We start from the raw sequence: 17,984 nt of genomic DNA on the forward strand, positions 1-17,984 counted from the left end.
CCAGGGTAGGAGTAGTGCGGCCACCTTACGAGGCCCTGACCGCGCTTTCCCCCGTCTACGCTCGCTTTCATGGACAGCGAGAACCCCCTGGGGCGCTTTCTGCGCGCCCGCCGTGAACGGGTGCGGCCCGAGGACGTGGACATCCCGCCCGCCGGCCGGCGCCGGGTGGCGGGGCTGCGCCGGGAGGAGGTCGCCCTGCTGGCCGGGGTCAGCACCGACTACTACATACGGCTGGAGCAGGGCCGGGAGCGGCATCCCTCGGCGCAGGTGGTCGAGGCGCTGGCCCGGGCGCTGGTGCTGGAGGAGGACGCGGTCGGCCATCTGCACCGGCTGGCCCGCCCGGCCCCCCGCCGGCGCCGCCCGGCCGCACGGCGGGAGCGGGTGAGCCCGACCCTGCTGCGGATGATGGAGGGCTGGCCGCGGACCCCGGCCGTGGTCCTGGGCCGCTGTCTGACCGTACTGGCCCACAACACCCTGGGCGGGGCCCTGTTCGACGGGCACACCCACAGCCGGGATCTGATGCGGCTGGTCTTCCTCGACCCGGACGCGCGGGAGTTCTACCCGGACTGGGACCGGGTGGCGGTCAACACCGTCGCCGGGCTCCGCGCGGCGGCCGGAATCGACGCCGAGGACCCCGAACTGATCGCCGTCGTCGGTGAGTTGTCGCTGAAGAGCGAGACGTTCCGGCGGCTGTGGGCCCGCCATGACATCCGCCAGAAGACCCATGAGACCAAGCGCTTCCGGCACCGGCTGGTCGGTGAGCTGACGCTGGAGTACGAGGCGCTGACCGTGAACGGCGCCCCCGGTCAGCAGCTCATCGTCTACCAGGCCGAGCCGGGCAGCCCGTCCGAGCAGGCGCTGGCCCTGCTGGGCAGCCTCACCGCCGATGTGGTGGAGGCGCCCCACGACCCCATGAGCACCACGAAGAAGGACTCTTCCGCATGACCGTCAATGACATGACCGCCAATGAGTCGCCCGTCTGGTTCATCACCGGCTGTTCCACCGGTCTGGGCCGGGCACTGGCCACCGCCGTCCTCGGCCAGGGCCACCGCGCGGTGGTCACCGCCCGCGACCCCCGGCAGGTGGCCGACGTCGTGGCCGGGCACGGGGACCGCGCGCTGGCCCTGGCGCTCGACGTCACCGACAAGGACCGGGTGGCGGAGGTGGTGAAGGAGGCGGAAACCGCCTTCGGCCGTATCGACGTACTCGTCAACAACGCCGGTTACGGCTATCTCGCCGCGCTCGAGGAGGGCGAGGACGAGGAGGTCAGGGCCCTGTTCGACACCAATGTCTTCGGCCTGGTGGATGTCACCCGGGCGGTGCTGCCGGGCATGCGCGCCCGCCGGGCCGGCCACATCGTGAACATCTCCTCCCTCGGCGGCCTGGCCGCCTTCGGCGCCACCGGCTACTACCACGCCACCAAGTTCGCCGTGGAGGGCCTGTCCGAGTCGCTCGCCGCCGAGGTGGCCCCGCTGGGCATCAAGGTGACGATCGTCGAGCCCGCCGCCTTCCGCACCAACTGGTCCGGCCCCTCCATGCGCCAGTCCGCCATCACCATCGACGACTACGCCGGGACCGCCGGCGCACGGCGCGCCGGCACCCTCGCCACGTACGGCCACCAGCCCGGCGACCCGGTCCGCGCGAGCGAGGCCATCATCGGCGCGGTGCAGGCGGCGGAACCCCCGTTGCGGCTGCTGCTCGGCAAGGCCGCGTACGACATCGCCCAGGCACGGCTGGACTCCCTGAGGGCCACCTTCGACACCTGGCGCGAGGTGACCCTCGGCGCCGACTACCCCACGACTGCGACGTCGTAGGGGCGCCCATCGGCCGGTGACGCCTGCGGCGGGCTGTTCCCCTCCCCGCCCCTTCCCGAAACTGGGGCTCCGCCCCAGCCCCCGCACTGGGGATCTGCCCCAGCCCCCGAACTCGGGGCTCCGCCCCAGGCTCCGGACTCCGGGCTCCGCCCCAGGCTCGGGAGTCGGGGCTCTGCCCCAGGCCCGGACTCGGGGCTAAGCCGCCTCATTGAAGTCCGGTGCGGTTCGGGTGCGCCCCGAAGGGGCGCGGGGAACTGCGCGACCAGCCACGACGGCGCCGCGGACGATCGACGACAGGTCAGGGCACTTCCCGCGGAGCGCTTAGGCCTCAGGCCCCGGACGGGGGCTCGGCCTCAGGCCCTGGACCGGGGCTTTGCCCCAGGCTCCGGACCGGGCCTTCGCGTCAGGCTCCGGACCGGGGCTCTGCTTCAGGCCCCGAAACCGGGGCTCCGCCCCTTCCCGTGGCATCGGTATGCGGCTCCGCTGCGTGGCAGGGGCGGGGAGGGGAAAGCCTCGCTATGCGGCCCCGCCGGACGCCCCGCCGCCCCACCGGGCCCTCAGTGCCTTCGCGCCCGGCGGCTCCACCGGCGCAGCAGACCCCGCCGGGGCCGGGGCGCTCGCGACCCGGAGGACCGGTGGCCCGCCGCGCCCGCCAAAGTGTGGCTCGGCGTCCACTGGCCGTCGGGGGACAGGATTGGCGCCTTGCGCTCCGCCTGCGCCACGATCTCGTGGTGGGAGTCGTACGCGGTCACCCGGAACGCCTCGTCGTGGGAGGCCAGAGCCGCCCGCAGGGCCGCCCCGGTGGCGCCACGGCGCCGGGCGAGGGACGCCACCCAGCCGACGAAGCCCATGAGCGCGGCGAGCACACCGGCGACGATCAGATACGGCAGTGAATCACCCATGGGCCGAGGCTACGTGCGGCCGTACGTCGTCGAGGAGGCCCAGTTCCAGACGGCTCAGCCGCGCCGGGTCGGCGATCACCTCGTACGCGGCGATCCTCCCGTCCTCGACGGTGACGGTCAGGGCGAGGAGCAGCCGGCCGCGCGGGGCCACGACGACCCCCACGGACCCGTTCACCAGCGCGGGCTCCGCGAACCGCGCCCTCGGCGCGAACCCGGCGGTCTCCTCCGCCACCGCCCGCGCACCGCGGGCCCGGTTCGCGCTGGACCGCGAGCTGGCGGCGGGCGACCCGGGCACGTACTACACCGGCGGGGCGGGCGGCTATGTCGACTATCCGGCGAGCCGCTGGGGCGACGGCGTCAGGCGTTGAGGGCACCCGCGCCGAGCAGCCCGAACAGCGCCACGCCGATCACGATCCGGTAGATCACGAAGGCGTTGAACGAATGCTTGGCGACGAACTTCAGCAACCAGGCGATGGAGGCGTAGGCCACCGCGAAGGACACCACCGTGCCCACCGCGAGCGGCATCGTGCCCACGCCACCGCCCATGGCGTCCTTGAGCTCGTAGAGCCCCGCGCCGGTCAGCGACGGAATGCCCAGGAAGAACGAGAGCCGGGTGGCGGCCACCCGGTCCAGGTCGAGCATGAGGCCGGTGGCCATCGTGGCGCCCGCGCGGGAGAAGCCGGGGAAGAGCAGCGCGAGGATCTGCGAGGAGCCGACCAGCATCGCGTCCTTGAAGCTGGTGTCGTCCTCCCCGCGCTTGTGGCGGCCCATCCGGTCGGCCAGCCACATCAGCCCGCTGCCCACGATCAGCGAGGCGGCCACCACCCACAGGGAGGCGAGCGGGCCCTCGATCAGCGGTTTGGCCGCCAGGCCCACGACCACGATGGGGATCGTGGCGTAGATGACCCACCAGGCGAACTTGTAGTCGTGGTGATACCGCTCCTCGCGGTTGACCAGCCCCCGCGCCCACGCGGTGGCGAACCGGCGGATGTCGCTGAAGAAGTACAGCAGCACGGCGGCGATGGCGCCGACCTGGATCACCGCGGTGAAGGCCACGACGGACTTGTCGTCCACCGGGATGTCCATCAGCCCCTCAGTGATCTTGAGATGGCCGGTGGACGAGACCGGGAGGAATTCCGTGACCCCCTCCACGACGCCGAGAACGACGGCCTGTCCGATGTTGATCGCGCTCACGTGGTCCGTCCCGCCGGTCTCGTTCCGTGATCAGTTGTCCACGGGACGGTAGACGATGAGCGGGGACGGTGGCCAATTGCGGTGGCCAATCACGGTGGCCGATTACGTGGCCAATCAGCGAACGGCCCGCCGAGATCGGGCATCGCCGCGGCCCGTGCCCGTACGAAGCGGGGACACGGGCCGCCGCGGGAGGGTCAGGCGGCCGGGCCGGAGCCGCTGAGCAGGCTCCGCACGCCGGTGGCCGAGAGGGTGACCGCCTCCGGGGCGCCCGCGTCGATGGTCAGCGAGAGCTCCTCGGAGGGCCATCCCTGGGCCAGCGCGCCCAGCGGCACCAGGTGGTACCGCTCGATCTGGGGCAGGGCCTGGTGCATCCGGGCCGGAGTGGTGAAGACCGGTACCAGCTGCGCGCCGTCCTCCTGCTGGAACACGGGCAGGGTCACGGCCTGCGGGTCCGTCTCCTCTCCGGTCTCGGCGGAGGGGAGGAGGACCTCACTGTTGGCAAGGGTGTTCAGCGCCGACTCGTCCGCCCGGTCGGCCGCCAGTTCGCCTAGGGCCTGCTGGGTGGCGGAGACGTTTTCATCGGAAGGGCTGGTCATGATTCCGTCCATGGATCGGGTTTTGGGTCTTCATGGGTTTCTGGGTCCCAGAGCGGCTCGAGTGAACAGCCGCGGCTGGCTCGAATACCCCGCCTCAGGGAACTCACACGTCCCGTTCCGCCTCGATTCCCGCGCAGACCGTGGAGGAATATGCCCCGGGCTATGACCTGGCCCAGCCCAGCGACCTCTCGACCGCCCGCCGCCAGCTCTCGTACTCCGCATCCCGCCGCGCCGGGTCCATCGTGGGCATCCACTGGGCCGCGCGGTGCCAGTTGCGGCGCAGCCCCTCCAGATCCGGCCAGTAGCCGGAGGCGAGCCCGGCGGCGTAGGCGGCGCCGAGGGAGACGGTCTCGGAGACCATGGGGCGCACCACGGGCATGTCCAGGACATCGGCCAGGAACTGCATCAGCAGATTGTTCGAGGTCATCCCGCCGTCCACCTTCAGCTGGCGCAGCGGCCGGGGCGAGTCGGCGTTGACGGCGTCGACCACCTCCCGGGTCTGCCATCCGGTGGCCTCCAGGACGGCCCGGGCCAGATGTCCCTTGGTGATGTACGAGGTGAGCCCGACGATCACCCCGCGCGCGTCGCTGCGCCAGTGCGGGGCGAAGAGACCGGAGAAGGCGGGGACGATGTAGCAGCCGCCGTTGTCCTCGACGCCGCGGGCGAGGGTCTCGATCTCCGGTGCGCTGTGGATCAGCCCCAGACGGTCGCGGAACCACTGCACCAGCGAGCCGGTGACGGCGATCGGGCCCTCCAGGGCGTAGACCGGCGGCTCACCGCCGACCTTGTAGCCCACCGTGGTCAGCAGTCCGTGCCGGGACCGTACGAGCTCGGTGCCGGTGTTGACCAGGAGGAAGCTGCCGGTGCCGTAGGTGCACTTCGCCTCGCCGGGGGCGAAGCAGGTCTGCCCGAACAGCGCCGCCTGCTGATCGCCGAGGGCCGCGCAGATCGGGACGTCCGGCAGCAGGGCGCGGGCCATGCCGTAGCACTCGGCGGAGGAGCGGATCTCCGGCAGCATCGCCCGGGGCACATCGAAATAGGCCAGCAGTTCATCGTCCCAGGCCAGGCCGCGGATGTTCATCAGCATGGTGCGGCTGGCGTTGGTGGCGTCGGTCAGGTGCAGTCCGCCGTCGGGCCCTCCGGTGAGGTTCCAGATCAGCCAGCTCTCCATCGTGCCGAACAGCACCTCGCCGCGCTCCGCGCGCTCGTGCAAGCCGTCGACATGGTCGAACAGCCAGCGCAGCCGGGGCGCGGAGAAGTAGGTCGTGGGCGAAAGACCGCAGCGTTCCAGGAAGAAGTCGTCACCGGTGGTGCGCCGCAGCTCCTCGACATAGCCGCTGGTACGGGTGTCCTGCCAGGTGATGGCGTGGCCCACCGGAACGCCGGTGCGGCGGTCCCAGACCACCGTGGTCTCGCGCTGATTGGCGATGCCGATCGCCGCGATCTGCTCGGGCCGGATCCCCGCGCCCTCCAGGGCCCGGGGGACGACGACCCGGCGCAGATGGGACCAGATCTCGGTGGGGTCGTGCTCGGCCCAGCCGGGCCTGGCGAAGTACTGCTCATGTTCTCGCTGGCCGACCGAGACCAGCCGTCCCTGGTGGTCGAAGAGGATGCACCGGGTGGACGTGGTGCCCTGGTCGATGGACATCACATAGCGTTCAACCATGGCCTGGCCTGCCTTCGGGCGGGTTGGAGCAGGGCATGGGGCATCACCAGCGGGTCGCGCCGAGATCGCGGGAGATCGCCCGGGCGGCGTCGCGCGTCAGCCCGACCAGCGAGCCATGCGGCCGTCCCTTGCTGTCGCAGAGGCGGTCCACGGCGCCGGAGACGCCGACGGCGCCCACCACCAGGCCGCCCTGTCCGCGGATCGGCGCCGCGATGTCCGCCTCGCCCATCATCATTTCCTGTGCCGCGAACGCCCACCCGGTGTCGCGGATCTCGGCCAGCGCCCGGCTCAGCTGCTGGCGGGAGTCGAGCGTGTGCCGGGTGTAGCTCTCCAGTTCGGTTTCCATGAGCGGCTCCAGGGGAGTCGCCCCGTACGCCAGCAGGATCTTGCCCAGCGCGCTGGCGTGCAGGGGCAGCAGCGAGCCCACGTCCAGGGTCTGGAAGGTGTCATCGGGCCGGAAGACGTGGTGGACGATGAGGACCTTGCCCTCCAGGGGCACTCCGAGGCGGACCGCCTCACCGCTGCGCGCGGCCAGGGCGTCGGTCCAGTTGATGGAGCGGGACCGCAGCTCGTTGATGTCGAGATAGCTGGTCCCCAGGTGCAGCAGCGCCGCGCCGAGCTGGTACTTCCCCGTCGCCTTGTCCTGTTCGACGAAGTCGACGCTCTGCAAGGTGCGCAGGATGCCGTGCGCGGTGCCTTTCGCGAGGCCGAGCGAGGCCGCCACCTCGCCCAGACTGAGCCGACCGGACCCCTGGGCGAGCAGCCGCAGAATCGCCGCCGCACGCTCGATGGACTGCACCGGGCCGGCCATGTCGCGATCGTAGCTCTTCGGCCAGTGGCACAGCCTGTCGGCGAGGACGCCAAACGTTCGGCAATGCCGACCCGTATTCGTTGACCCCGGCCGTTGGTACCCATAGCGTCCGTATCGGGACAAGAAGACCAGTATGCCGAAAGGTGACCCGAAGGGTGCCCGGCAGAGAGACACAACCCGTCTTGGAGAGGAGGAGACGTGGCGGAACAACTGAGCCTGCCCACGCCCGGCGTCGCCGGGCCCGGTATCACCAGGCACAGCGTGACCGGGCAGGCCGCGGGGACCGTCGATCTCACCGACGTCCGTCTCATCGGCTCCCAGGCGCCGGACCCGGACTCCCTGCTGGCGTCGCGGGCCGCCCTCGGCGACATCCCGGACCGATCGCCCGCGGCGACGCGCGATGAGGCACAGGACCGGCTCTCGGCGGACGAGGCCGACGACCATGTGCTGCCCGTCCCGCACATCTGCGAGGCCGTCGCCACCGTACGGCGGCGGGCGCACGCGCTGCTGTCCGAATGGGAGCTGCCCGCCGACCGGCTCGACGAGGCGCTCATGGTGATCTCGGAGCTGGTCACCAACGCGATCCTGCACGCCCTGCCCCCGGCCGTGCTGCGGCTGAGCTGGACCGAGTGCGAGGGCGGGGCCGGTCTGCGCATCGAGGTCACCGACGGGGGCCCGATCCCCGCCGATCAGCGGGCGGACGAGGACATCGAGCCCGATGAGCACGGCCGCGGACTCGGCATCGTCACCGCGCTGTCCTCGCGCCACGGCAGCCGCACCTGCCATGAGGGCATCACCTGGTGGGCCGACCTGCCGGCCGCCTAACCGACGGCCCGGTCCCAGGTGACCGGGAGCCGGTGGACTCCGTAGATCAGCATGTCGTGGCGGAGCGGCACCTCGTCGGGCGGCACCGCCAGACGGAGCGTGGGGAAGCGCCGCAGCAGTGCGGGGTAGGCCGTCCGCATCTCCATCCGCGCCAGATGCTGGCCCAGGCACTGGTGAACGCCGTGGCCGAAGGCGAGCTGATCGCCCGGCTCGCGGGCGATGTCCAGGGTGTCCGGGGCGGCGAAGCGCGCGGCGTCCCGGTTGGCCGAGGCCAGCGCCCCGACCACGGTCTCCCCGGCCCGTACCCGCGCCCCGGCGATCTCGAGGTCCTCCCGGGCCACCCGTACGATCCCGAACTGGACGATGGTCAGATACCGCAGCAGCTCCTCGACCGCGTGGTCGATCAGCTCGGGCCGCTCGCGCACCCCGCGTGACTGCTCGGGGTGGCGCAGCAGCGCGTAGGTGCCCAGGGCCAGCATGTTCGCCGTCGTCTCATGGCCCGCGACGAGCAGCAGCAGCCCCACACCGGTCAGCTCCTCGTCGGTCAGCCCGGCCGCCGTGGCGCTGCCGGGCGCGCCGTGCTCACCGCCCACGAGGCGCGAGAGCAGCGCCTCGTCCGGCCGCCGCCGCTTGGCGTCGATCAGCCCCCGCATGTACTCCCACAGCGCGTCCCGGGCCGCGTAGACCTCCTCCTCGCTCCGGGCGAGCCGGAGCAGAACGGTGGCCCACCGCTGGAAGTCGGCCCGGTCCTCGTACTCCACCCCCAGCAGTTCGCAGATCACCAGCGACGGGATCGGCTGGGCGAAGGCGGTCACCAGGTCGGCCGGGGGACCGGCGCGCTCCATCGCGGCCAGGTGGTCCTCGACGATCTCCTCGATCCGCGGTCGCAGCCCCCGCAGCCCCCGGGCGGTGAACCACTTGCTCAGCAGCCGCCGGTAGCGGGTGTGCTCGGGCGGGTCCATACCGATGAACGAGCCCAGCATCCGGCGGTCGTCCGGGCGGACCGGGAACGCGTGCACCGGTGAGGAGGTGCGGCGGCGGTCCGAGCTGAAGCGGTCGTCCGCCAGCAGCCGCGTCACGTCCTCGTGCCGGGTGAGCAGCCAGCCCACCTTGCCGTCCGGAAAGGCCAGCCGACTGGCCCCGCCGTCCTCCCGCAGCTCCGCGTAGGCACCGGGCGGATCGAAGGGGCATTCGCGATCTCTGGGCAGCGGCGCCGGAGCCGACGCGCGAGATGTGACGGACACGGAAACGCTCCCTTCGAAAGCGACGAAGGCGAACCGAGTCCCTCCCTTTCGAGCGTAGCTCCGCCCGGTGGGCCGGGCGACGCGAGCCTTACGGCACCCTGTCCGGAGACCGGCCTTCGGAGGTTCTGGGGGTCACGCCGGTCGGGCTCCTCGGTCGGGGAGAAGGGCGGCCGCGTGGCGGAGCAGTGCGTTCAGGGCCGGGTTGTCGTTGTTCTTGCGCCACACGAGGTTGAGTTCCACCGGCTCCGGAGTGGTCAGCTCCACCGATTTGAAGACGATGTTCGGGTAGCGCGGCCGGGCGGCGGTCTCCGGGACCAGGGCCACTCCCCAGCCGCCGTTCACCAGCGCCAGGATGGTGTGGACCTGGCTCAGGTACTGGGCGAAGACCGGGGTGGCGTGGGCGGCGCGGAAGATGCTGATGAGGAGTTCGTTGAAGTAGCGCGCCTCGATGGGCGAGTACATCAGCAGCTCCTGCCCGTCGAAGTCGGCCACCTTCAGCGGCCCCGCGCCCGTCGCCAGCGGGTGTCCGGTCGGCAGGGCGGCCAGCAGCCGCTCCCGGGCCGCGGGCCGGGAGCGCAGATCGGGGCCGGTCACCGAGGGCCGCACCAGGCCCAGGTCCAGGCTCTGCTCGGTGACGGCCTCCAGTTGGTCACGGGTGACCATCTCGCGCAGGGTGATCTCCGCGCCCGGCATGGCCGCACGGGCGATCTCCAGCAGTGTGCCGAGCACGGAGTGGGCGCTGGCCGCCGTGAAGCCGATGGCGATGCTCCCCGCCTCGCCCGTGGCCACCTGCTGGGCGGCGAGCACGGCGTGCTCGGACTGGCGCAGGATGCGACGGGCCTCGGTGAGGAAGGCGCGTCCCGCGGGGGTGAGCCGCACCGAGCGGTTGGTGCGCTCCAGCAACTGGACCCGCAACTCGGTCTCCAGCAGCTGGATCTGGCGGCTCAGCGGCGGCTGGGTCATCTTCAGCCGCTCCGCGGCCCGGGTGAAATGCAGCTCCTCGGCGACCGTCACAAAGCTGGTGAGTTGCATGAGCGTGAACAACGATGCTCTCCCGGTATCAACGCATGCCAATTTTAAGTTAGACGTAGATCGTCCGGCGACCTTAGCTTGCAAAGGAGCTCGTCGGCCGCCCGGGGGCGGTTCCGATGACATCCACTCGCCCCGCATACGGGCCCCACACACAGGGACAACACGTGGTGACCACATCGCATACGGCAACGCACGCCGCGCAGCAGGCAGGTGAGGCAACCCTCGACCGGGTCTCCTGGATCCGAGTGTCCTCGGTCGTCCTTCCGCTGGCCACTCCCATCAGCGACGCCAAGGTGCTCACCGGGCGCCAGAAGGCGATGACGGAAGTGGCCTTCCTCTTCGTCGAACTCGCCACCGAGGAGGGGCACGAGGGCATCGGCTTCAGCTACTCCAAGCGCGCGGGAGGGCCCGGCCAGTTCGCCCACGCCCAGGAGATCGCGCCCACCCTCCTCGGCGAGGACCCCAGCGACATCGCCAAGATCTGGACGAAACTGGTGTGGGCCGGCGCCTCCGTGGGCCGCAGCGGGCTGTCCACCCAGGCGATCGCGGCCTTCGACATCGCCCTGTGGGACCTCAAGGCCAAGCGGGCCGGGCTGCCGCTGGCCAAGCTGCTGGGCGCCCACCGCGACACCGTCCGCTGCTACAACACCTCCGGTGGCTTTCTGCACACGCCGACCGAGCAGCTGCTGGAGAACGCGACGGCCTCCCTGGCCAGTGGAATTGGCGGTATCAAGATCAAGGTGGGCCAGCCGGACGGCAAGGAGGACCTGCGCCGGCTGACCGCCGTACGGGAGCACCTGGGCGACGACGTACCGCTCATGGTGGACGCCAACCAGCAGTGGGACCGGCCCACCGCACAGCGCATGGGGCGCGCCTTCGAGGAGTTCGGCCTGGTCTGGATCGAGGAGCCGCTGGACGCCTATGACGCGGCCGGCCATGCGGCCCTCGCCGCCTCGCTGGACACCTCCGTGGCCACCGGGGAGATGCTGGCCAGCGTGGCAGAACACTGGGAGCTGATACGCCACAACGCGGCGGACATCATTCAGCCCGACGCACCGCGCATCGGCGGCATCACCCAGTTCCTCAAGCTGGCCACCCTCGCCGAGCAGCACCATCTCCAGCTCGCCCCGCACTTCGCGATGGAGATCCACCTCCATCTCGCCGCCGCCTATCCGCAGGAGCCGTGGGTGGAGCACTTCGACTGGCTGGAGCCGCTGTTCAACGAGCGGCTGGAGATCCGCGACGGCCGGATGCGGGTGTCCGCACGGCCCGGTCTCGGCATCACCCTCAGCGAGCAGGCCCGCGCCTGGACGGGCGCCGAGGCGGAGTTCGGCGCCCGATAAGGCCCGTTTCGGCCCGACGCCGGTCATGGCTCCATGGCCATACCCATTGACCGGCGGTGTTCACCCCTCTAGCCTCCATCTGCATATATAGACGGAGTGCATGTACGTGGACTCCTTGGCCCGTCTGGCGGCCGTTCGAGTCTCCGGCTCGACCGGCCGCAGTTCAAAGGGGAACTGAAGACATGCCTCTAGTCGTCGTCGGAATCAGCGTGGCGATCCTGCTGTTCCTCATGACCAAGCTGAAGCTCAACGGCTTCATCGCGCTGCTCCTCGTGGCCGTCGGCGTCGCGCTGGTGCAGGGGGTCGAGATGGAGAAGATCCCCGATGTCCTCGGAGAGGGCGTCGGGGGTCAGATCGGCGACACCATGCTCGTCGTCGGTCTGGGCGCCATGGTCGGCCGGGTCATGGGCGACTGCGGCGCGGCCCAGCGCATAGCCAACACCCTCATCGACACCTTCGGGCTGCGCTGGGTCCAGGTGGCGATGGTGGTCACCGCCATGCTCATCGGCGTGACCATGTTCTACGAGGTGGCCTTCGTCATCATCGTGCCGGTGGCGTTCACCATCGTCCGGGTCACCCGCAAGAACCTGCTGTGGGTCGGACTTCCGATGTCCATCGCCCTGTCCACCATGCACAGCTTCCTGCCGCCCCACCCCGGGCCCACCGCGGTGGCCTCGACCTTCCACGCCTCGGTCGGCCTGACCCTCTTCTACGGGCTGTTCATCGCCGTTCCGGCCGGTGCGCTGATCGCCCTGGTGTGGCCGCGCCTTCCGTTCGTCCGCCGGATGGACCCCGAGATCCCCAAGGGCCTGGTCAGCGAGCGCACCTTCACCGAGGACGAGATGCCGGGCCTCGGCTGGTCGCTTTCGGTGGCCCTGGTCCCGGTGGTGCTGATCGCGGGCGCCGCGGTGACCGACATGGCCGTCTCCGGCGACAGCCCGGTCCTGCACTTCATCACCTTCATCGGATCGGCGCCGATCGCCCTGCTGCTGACCCTGCTGCTGGCGGTGTGGGCGTTCGGTCCGCGGATCGGCCGGAGCCTTTCCGAGGTCAGCGCCTCCTGCAACTCCGCCGCCCAGGCGATGGCGATGATCCTGCTGGTCATCGGGGCCGGTGGCGCGTTCAAGAACGTCCTGGTCGAGGGCGGGATATCCGACTACATCAAGGACCTCACCGACGGCTGGTCCATCTCGCCGATCATCCTCGCCTGGCTCATCGCCGTCGTCCTGCGGATCGCGCTCGGATCCGCCACGGTCGCCGTGGTCACCGCCGCCGGTGTGGTGCAGCCGCTCCTGGAGAACAGCGGAGTCCACCCCGAGCTGATGGTCCTCGCCGTCTCCTGCGGATCGATCGCCTTCAGCCATGTGAACGACCCCGGCTTCTGGATGTTCAAGGAGTACTTCAACCTCTCCGTCATCGACGCCATCAAGGCGCGTACCACCTACACCACCGTGCTCGCGGTCCTCGGCCTCGGCGGCGTGCTGGCCGTCGAGGCCGCCCTCGAAGCACTCAATGTCTGACACTCGAGGTCCGACACTCGAAGTCCGACCCTCACGGTTCGACCGCCCCCGACCCAAGGACGCCACGATGAGCCAGCCGACCGTCACCTCGTTCTCCGTCTATCCGGTCGCCGGACGGGACAGCATGGAGCTGAACCTCTCCGGCGCCCACGGCCCCTACTTCACCCGCAACGTGGTGGTCCTCGAGGACTCCGAGGGCCGTACCGGACTGGGCGAGGTGCCCGGCGGTGCGAAGATCACCCAGACCCTGCGGGACGCCGAATCCCTCGTCGTCGGGGCGCGGGTGGGCGACTACAAGCGGGTGCTGAGCGAGATCGGGCGGCGGTTCGGCGACCGCGACGCCGGGGGCCGGGGCACCCAGACCTTCGATCTGCGCACCACCGTGCACGCCGTCACCGCCGTCGAATCGGCCCTGCTGGACCTCCTCGGGCAGCATCTGGAGGTGCCGGTCGCGGCGCTCCTGGGGGACGGGCAGCAGCGCGATTCGGTACGGGTCCTGGGCTATCTGTTCTACGTCGGCGACCCGGACCGGACCGACCTGGAGTACGTCCGCGAGCCCGACGCCGACGCCGAGTGGTACCGCATCCGCCACGAGGAGGCGCTCACCCCCGAGGCGATCGTCCGTCAGGCCGAGGCCACCTACGACCTCTACGGCTTCGCGGACTTCAAGCTCAAGGGCGGGGTCCTGGAGGGAAACGAGGAGGTCAAGGCGGTGCGGGCGCTCAAGGAGCGGTTCCCCGAGGCCCGTATCACCCTCGACCCCAACGGTGCCTGGTCGCTGCGCGAGGCCATCGAACTGTGCCGGCCGCTGCTCGGTACGCTCGCCTACGCCGAGGACCCGTGCGGCGCCGAGGAGGGCTACTCCGGCCGGGAGATCCTGGCCGAGTTCCGGCGCGCCACCGGACTGCCCACGGCCACCAACATGATCGCCACGGACTGGCGGCAGATGACCCACGCACTGGCGTTGCAGTCCGTCTCCATCCCGCTGGCCGACCCCCACTTCTGGACCATGCAGGGGTCGGTACGGGTGGCCCAGCTCTGCCATGAGATGGGACTGACCTGGGGCTGCCACTCCAACAACCACTTCGACATCTCCCTGGCGATGGTGGCCCACTGCGGAGCCGCCGCCCCGGGCGCGTACAACGCCCTGGACACCCACTGGATCTGGCAGGAGGGGCTGGAGCGGCTCACCGTCGAGCCGCCGCGGATCGCCGGCGGTGAGATCGCCATCCCGGACGCCCCCGGGCTGGGCATCCGGCTCGACCGCGACCGGCTCCTCGCCGCCCACGCCCTCTACCAGGAGAAGGCGCTGGGGGCGCGGGACGACGCGGTCGGCATGCGCTATCTCATTCCGGGCTGGACCTTCGACAACAAGCGGCCCTGCCTGGTCCGTTAGCGTGCCGCCGTCCGGTGGGCCGGACCGGCCCACCGGATGCGCGGCGCATGGTTCGGGGCCGTACGGCTCAGACCTCCAGGTCGGCCTCGATCTTGCGCAGCTGGTGGCGTGCCATCGCCAGATTGGCCCGGTTCTTGTCCAGCGCCAGGTAGAGGAAGAGGCCCTGGCTTTCCCGGCTCCTCAGCAGCCGGATCAGGTGGTACTGGCTGCCGAGGGTGATGAGGATGTCCTCGATGCTGTCCTGGAGGCCGAGCTGCTCCATGGTCCGCACCTTGGCGCGCACCACATCGGTGTTGCCCGCCGCGGCCACCGTCAGGTCGAGATCCTTTCCTCCGCCCACGGTGCCGAGGGCCATCCCGCTGGAGTAGTCGACCAGCGCGGCGCCGAGGGTGCCCTCTATGGACGTCATCGCCTCTTTGAGCGCGGTCTGGGTGTTCGCCATGATCGTGGCTGTTCCTTTCGGTGTCAGTGATGTCCGGTCGGTTCTCGGCGCGCGGTGTGCGCGCCGGGCGGGGGAGGTTGTGGGATCAGGGCTGCTCGGCCCTGCTGAGGGCGACGCCCACCAGATCGGCGAGACGGGCGCCCGAGCGCCGGGCCTCCATATGGAGGCGGCCGACGTTGGTACGGTCACCGGCCAGTACGGTCAGCACGGCCGTGGAACCCGCGGAGTAGGTGGCCACATAGCCGTTCTCGCCGCGGACCAGCAGCTCACGGAAGGCGCCCCGCCCGGTGGCACCCGCCAGCGACTGCGCCACCCCGAGGGCCGCGGCGGTCAGCGCCGCCACACCCTCGGGCTCGACGGTGGCCGTGTCATGCGCCAGCACCACACCGTCGCTGGTGGCGGCGAGGGCGCCGGTCACATGGGTCACCCGGGCCCGCAGCCGGCGCAGCTCCTCCAGCACTTCGGGCTCGGCGGCCAGTAGCCACTTACGCTCCGTGCGCTGCCGCAGGGTGAGCCTCATGACGCCGCGCACGGGGCGGGCGGGTCGGTCGGGGGAATCACAGGCTTGCCTCCAAGGCATCGCGGAGCCGGCGCAGCAGGTCGATATCGGGATCGGTGAAGGCCACCGCGCCGGGACCGCGGTCCGGGGCGGGCGGCGCGGAAGCGGCGGAAGCGGCGGAACCGGCGGGCGGGCCAGGGCGGCCCGGATGTTCCGGACGTGTGGCGCGTGGGGTGGCGACATGGCCCGCGGCCGCCAGCCGCCGTATGTCGATCAGCGTGTGGAAGGCGGGACGGCCCAGCTCGCGGGCGATACGGGCCGGGGTGCGGACCCCGTCGGCCAGCGCCAGCACCGCGCGCTGACGGGGGGTGACGGCCGGGGCGCGGCCATCGGGGCGGCGCAGCACCACCGGCGCCGTGTCCACTTGCGGATACGGCCACAAGGCGTCCAGCAGCTTGCCGCGGCGCCGGGTCTCGCGCTCGACGGCCACCGCGCCGACCGGGCGCACCGGCCCGAGCCAGTGGGCCGCGCCCCGCTGGAAGCCGCGCGGCCCGCTGCCGTGCCCCAGCGCGAAGTACGCCGCGTCGAACAGCGCGCCCAGATGGCAGATCTCCAGCTCCGCGTCCGACAGCCGGCCGCTGTCGACGAGGAACCGCCCGACCCCACCGGCCCGGCCGGTCCGCCCCACCGCCTCCCGCCAGCTGTCGGGGGTCAGCCGCCCACCGGTGGTGAGCAGCACCTCGATCCCGGGGGCCACCGGGCTCTCGGCGTGCACCACCTGGCCGTCCCGGAGATAGACCGTGCCCGCGTCGCACAGCAGGGCGCCGCTGGCCCGCTCGTCGGCGAGCCCGGTGAGGCTGGGGGCGTGCCCGGCTCGGGCCACGGTCCGGTGAGGCAGGCTCATATCAGCGCCAGCCGCCCGCACATGTCGCGCAGCCGGATCCGGGCGAGCGCCAGATTGCCCTCCCGGCGGTCGAGCCACAGATAGAAGAAGACGCCGCTGTCAAAGGCCGTGTCGACGAAGCGCAGCAGGTGGTAGCAGGTGCGGGTGGTGACGATGACGTCCTCGACGGCGGGCTCCCCGTCCCCCTCGTCCGGGTCGGCGCCGCTCTTGCCGCTCCCGGGGCCCAGCGCGGCGAACGCCCGCTGCTCGGCGGCCATCCGGGCCAGCTCCGCCGTCTCCGCCGCGGTGGCCTCGGGGTCCTCGTCGCGCACCTCGCCGACCATGCCGAGCGCGAGTCCGCTGGTCCACTCGATCACGGCGGCTCCGCGCGCGCCGTTCACGGTCATCGCTTCCAGTAAGCACTCGTCGATTCCGGGCATGCGGCCTCCCCTCCCTGCGTCACCCATGGCGGGCGCCCACCGGTGGCGCTTCGCCAGTGACGGTGAGGTTACGCAGGGTTCAGCTATTGGGGGTCAAATCCAGTAATGCTCGGAAATGGTGGGCGGCGCGTAGTAGGGTCCGCCGCCCCATGGGCCCCGGAGGTCCCGGCAGCCCCCGCCCGGGGCCGTGCCGGGCCCGGTCATCGGCCCTCTGAACGATTCCTAGCGGGTGCGGGGCCCACCGGGCCACAGAGGGGTGGGCGCATATTCCACCGTCCTATTGCAGGCATGGTGGATGGGTCAGTAGACGGTCGTGCGATGGTCGAGTACGCATACGCGTGGAGCCGGGGCGCGGCACGGTGCCCGCCGGGGGTGGTCATGAGGCTCTCCGGGGGTGGTCATAAGGCTCTCCCGGAGCCGTTTCGCACCCTCGCGGCGCACAGAGTGGCGTGATTTGACGGTACCGATGTGGCGGAAACCGCCCGCGTTTCACCCGGCTTGTACGCGCTCTCCTGACGGTGTGTTACGGAGCGGCGGGCGCGGCGGGGGAGGAGGTGGCGCCCGGACTGGTCGGGGAGGCCGAGGAGCCCGGCGCGTCGTCGACCGGGGCGGGCGGGGAGGCCGTGGGCGGTTCACCCTTGCCCTCGAGCGAGGCCGGCTTCTTCAGGACGACCATGGGCTCACCGGGCTTGGGCATCACCGGCTTGGTGAAGTTCGGGCCCTGGGTCGGGGTCGAGGTGATCTGGGCGGGAAGCCGCTCGTAGTCGACCATCCCGGTGTTCTCCATCTGCGTGATGTGGTCCAGCACCGTGTTGTTGGCCTGGGTGGCGAGCTGACGCACCAGGGTGTTCTTGCTGGTCGCCCGGATCTTGGCGATGGAGCTGAAGATCTGGCCGTGGGTGATGCGCAGGATCTGGGCCATCTGGCTGTCGAAGTTCTTGCCCGTGGCGGCCGTCAGGGTGTCCAGGAACCCCTGCTGCTGTGGCGTGGGCTTGTTGGGCAGGGTGATGCCGAGTTTGGGGGCGATGTCGCGCGCGGCGTCGTCCAGTTGGGCGTGCCCCACGATCAGATGTTCACCGGCCGTCTTCACCGCCGCCGTGGTGCCCTTCTTGAGGGCCAGCTGACCGACGGGGTACTCCCACAGCCCGGCGAGCCGGACCTTGACCACGAAGTCCCGGTCGGCGCCGGTGAGCGGTCCGTACTGGGTCGAGCTCGTCTTCGCCAGGTTCGCCTGGTTCGTCTGCTGCACACCCGTCAGGACGGGCGACATGATCACGCCGAGGGTGACCACCACGGAACCTATGAGGAGGGAGGTACCTGTGATGAAGTACCGGGATCGCATAGAGCCTCCTGGCGGGGACGCCGGTCGTTGTGCGG

19 protein-coding genes are annotated in these 17,984 nt (G+C 71.1%); 6 read left to right on the top strand and 13 right to left on the bottom strand.

The annotated features are described in order from the left end of the window. The first annotated feature begins 69 nt into the window (after positions 1-69). Positions 70-945, top strand: a complete 876-nt coding sequence (locus ACT2CW_RS29210) for a helix-turn-helix transcriptional regulator (RefSeq protein ID WP_182472643.1) — start codon at positions 70-72, stop codon at positions 943-945. Then, positions 942-1,814: an oxidoreductase gene (locus ACT2CW_RS29215; RefSeq protein WP_445518780.1), complete on the top strand. Its 873-nt coding sequence runs from the start codon at positions 942-944 to the stop codon at positions 1,812-1,814. Before ACT2CW_RS29210 ends, ACT2CW_RS29215 begins: the two co-directional genes overlap by 4 nt. 557 nt (positions 1,815-2,371) lie before the next feature. Here ACT2CW_RS29215 and ACT2CW_RS29220 read toward each other — a convergent pair. From ACT2CW_RS29220 to ACT2CW_RS29245, 6 genes are all read right to left on the bottom strand, one after another. Next, positions 2,372-2,716, bottom strand: a complete 345-nt coding sequence (locus ACT2CW_RS29220; RefSeq protein WP_445518781.1) for a hypothetical protein — start codon at positions 2,714-2,716, stop codon at positions 2,372-2,374. After that, positions 2,709-2,948, bottom strand: a complete 240-nt coding sequence (locus ACT2CW_RS29225) for a hypothetical protein (RefSeq protein ID WP_445518782.1) — start codon at positions 2,946-2,948, stop codon at positions 2,709-2,711. Before ACT2CW_RS29225 ends, ACT2CW_RS29220 begins: the two co-directional genes overlap by 8 nt. Before the next feature lie 125 nt (positions 2,949-3,073). Beyond that, positions 3,074-3,910 carry an undecaprenyl-diphosphate phosphatase gene (locus ACT2CW_RS29230; RefSeq protein WP_445518783.1) on the bottom strand — a complete coding sequence of 279 codons (837 nt, stop codon included), beginning with the start codon at positions 3,908-3,910 and terminating at the stop codon, positions 3,074-3,076. Positions 3,911-4,104: 194 nt separating this feature from the next. Next, the gene (locus tag ACT2CW_RS29235) at positions 4,105-4,506 is read right to left on the bottom strand and encodes an SseB family protein (RefSeq protein WP_037964666.1); all 402 of its coding nucleotides are present in this window, start codon (positions 4,504-4,506) and stop codon (positions 4,105-4,107) included. Between the two features lie 160 nt (positions 4,507-4,666). Then, positions 4,667-6,172 (bottom strand): glycerol kinase GlpK, encoded by a 1,506-nt coding sequence (glpK, locus tag ACT2CW_RS29240; protein WP_182472647.1) that lies wholly within the window; start codon positions 6,170-6,172, stop codon positions 4,667-4,669. 43 nt (positions 6,173-6,215) lie between these two features. After that, complete coding sequence (locus ACT2CW_RS29245; protein WP_445518784.1) at positions 6,216-6,983, bottom strand: IclR family transcriptional regulator; 768 nt, start codon at positions 6,981-6,983, stop codon at positions 6,216-6,218. Between the two features lie 198 nt (positions 6,984-7,181). On the opposite strand from ACT2CW_RS29245, the gene ACT2CW_RS29250 reads away from it, so the two are divergent. Further along, positions 7,182-7,808 (top strand): ATP-binding protein, encoded by a 627-nt coding sequence (locus ACT2CW_RS29250; RefSeq protein WP_311766632.1) that lies wholly within the window; start codon positions 7,182-7,184, stop codon positions 7,806-7,808. Here ACT2CW_RS29250 and ACT2CW_RS29255 read toward each other — a convergent pair. Beyond that, entirely contained in the window at positions 7,805-9,052 is a 1,248-nt protein-coding gene (locus ACT2CW_RS29255; RefSeq protein WP_445518785.1) for a cytochrome P450, read from the bottom strand. The two genes, ACT2CW_RS29250 and ACT2CW_RS29255, sit on opposite strands and share 4 nt — an antisense overlap. 132 nt (positions 9,053-9,184) lie before the next feature. Then, positions 9,185-10,096 (bottom strand): LysR substrate-binding domain-containing protein, encoded by a 912-nt coding sequence (locus ACT2CW_RS29260; RefSeq protein ID WP_445518786.1) that lies wholly within the window; start codon positions 10,094-10,096, stop codon positions 9,185-9,187. Between the two features lie 152 nt (positions 10,097-10,248). Here ACT2CW_RS29260 and ACT2CW_RS29265 point away from each other — a divergent pair, with 152 nt between their 5' ends. The 3 genes from ACT2CW_RS29265 to ACT2CW_RS29275 all read left to right on the top strand — a co-directional run bounded on the left by ACT2CW_RS29265 (position 10,249) and on the right by ACT2CW_RS29275 (position 14,343). After that, the gene (locus ACT2CW_RS29265; protein ID WP_037964644.1) at positions 10,249-11,427 is read left to right on the top strand and encodes an L-talarate/galactarate dehydratase; all 1,179 of its coding nucleotides are present in this window, start codon (positions 10,249-10,251) and stop codon (positions 11,425-11,427) included. A gap of 182 nt (positions 11,428-11,609) precedes the next feature. Next, positions 11,610-12,947: a gluconate:H+ symporter gene (locus tag ACT2CW_RS29270; protein WP_445518787.1), complete on the top strand. Its 1,338-nt coding sequence runs from the start codon at positions 11,610-11,612 to the stop codon at positions 12,945-12,947. Between the two features lie 67 nt (positions 12,948-13,014). Then, on the top strand, positions 13,015-14,343 hold the full coding sequence (locus tag ACT2CW_RS29275) for an enolase C-terminal domain-like protein (RefSeq protein ID WP_182472651.1): 1,329 nt from the start codon (positions 13,015-13,017) through the stop codon (positions 14,341-14,343). Between the two features lie 67 nt (positions 14,344-14,410). Here ACT2CW_RS29275 and ACT2CW_RS29280 read toward each other — a convergent pair whose 3' ends face one another. The 5 genes from ACT2CW_RS29280 to ACT2CW_RS29300 form a co-directional block, all read right to left on the bottom strand. Then, on the bottom strand, positions 14,411-14,785 hold the full coding sequence (locus ACT2CW_RS29280) for a hypothetical protein (protein WP_164423405.1): 375 nt from the start codon (positions 14,783-14,785) through the stop codon (positions 14,411-14,413). A gap of 85 nt (positions 14,786-14,870) precedes the next feature. Beyond that, on the bottom strand, positions 14,871-15,305 hold the full coding sequence (locus ACT2CW_RS29285; RefSeq protein ID WP_445518788.1) for a roadblock/LC7 domain-containing protein: 435 nt from the start codon (positions 15,303-15,305) through the stop codon (positions 14,871-14,873). Positions 15,306-15,342: 37 nt separating this feature from the next. Further along, positions 15,343-16,188, bottom strand: coding sequence for a transcriptional regulator (locus ACT2CW_RS29290; protein WP_445518789.1), 846 nt, complete (start codon positions 16,186-16,188; stop codon positions 15,343-15,345). Beyond that, complete coding sequence (locus ACT2CW_RS29295; protein ID WP_445518790.1) at positions 16,185-16,607, bottom strand: hypothetical protein; 423 nt, start codon at positions 16,605-16,607, stop codon at positions 16,185-16,187. Before ACT2CW_RS29295 ends, ACT2CW_RS29290 begins: the two co-directional genes overlap by 4 nt. A 523-nt stretch (positions 16,608-17,130) precedes the next feature. Then, on the bottom strand, positions 17,131-17,949 hold the full coding sequence (locus ACT2CW_RS29300) for a DUF4142 domain-containing protein (protein WP_164423411.1): 819 nt from the start codon (positions 17,947-17,949) through the stop codon (positions 17,131-17,133). Positions 17,950-17,984: the final 35 nt, after the last annotated feature.

This window comes from Streptomyces sp. NEAU-174 (genome assembly GCF_052665095.1).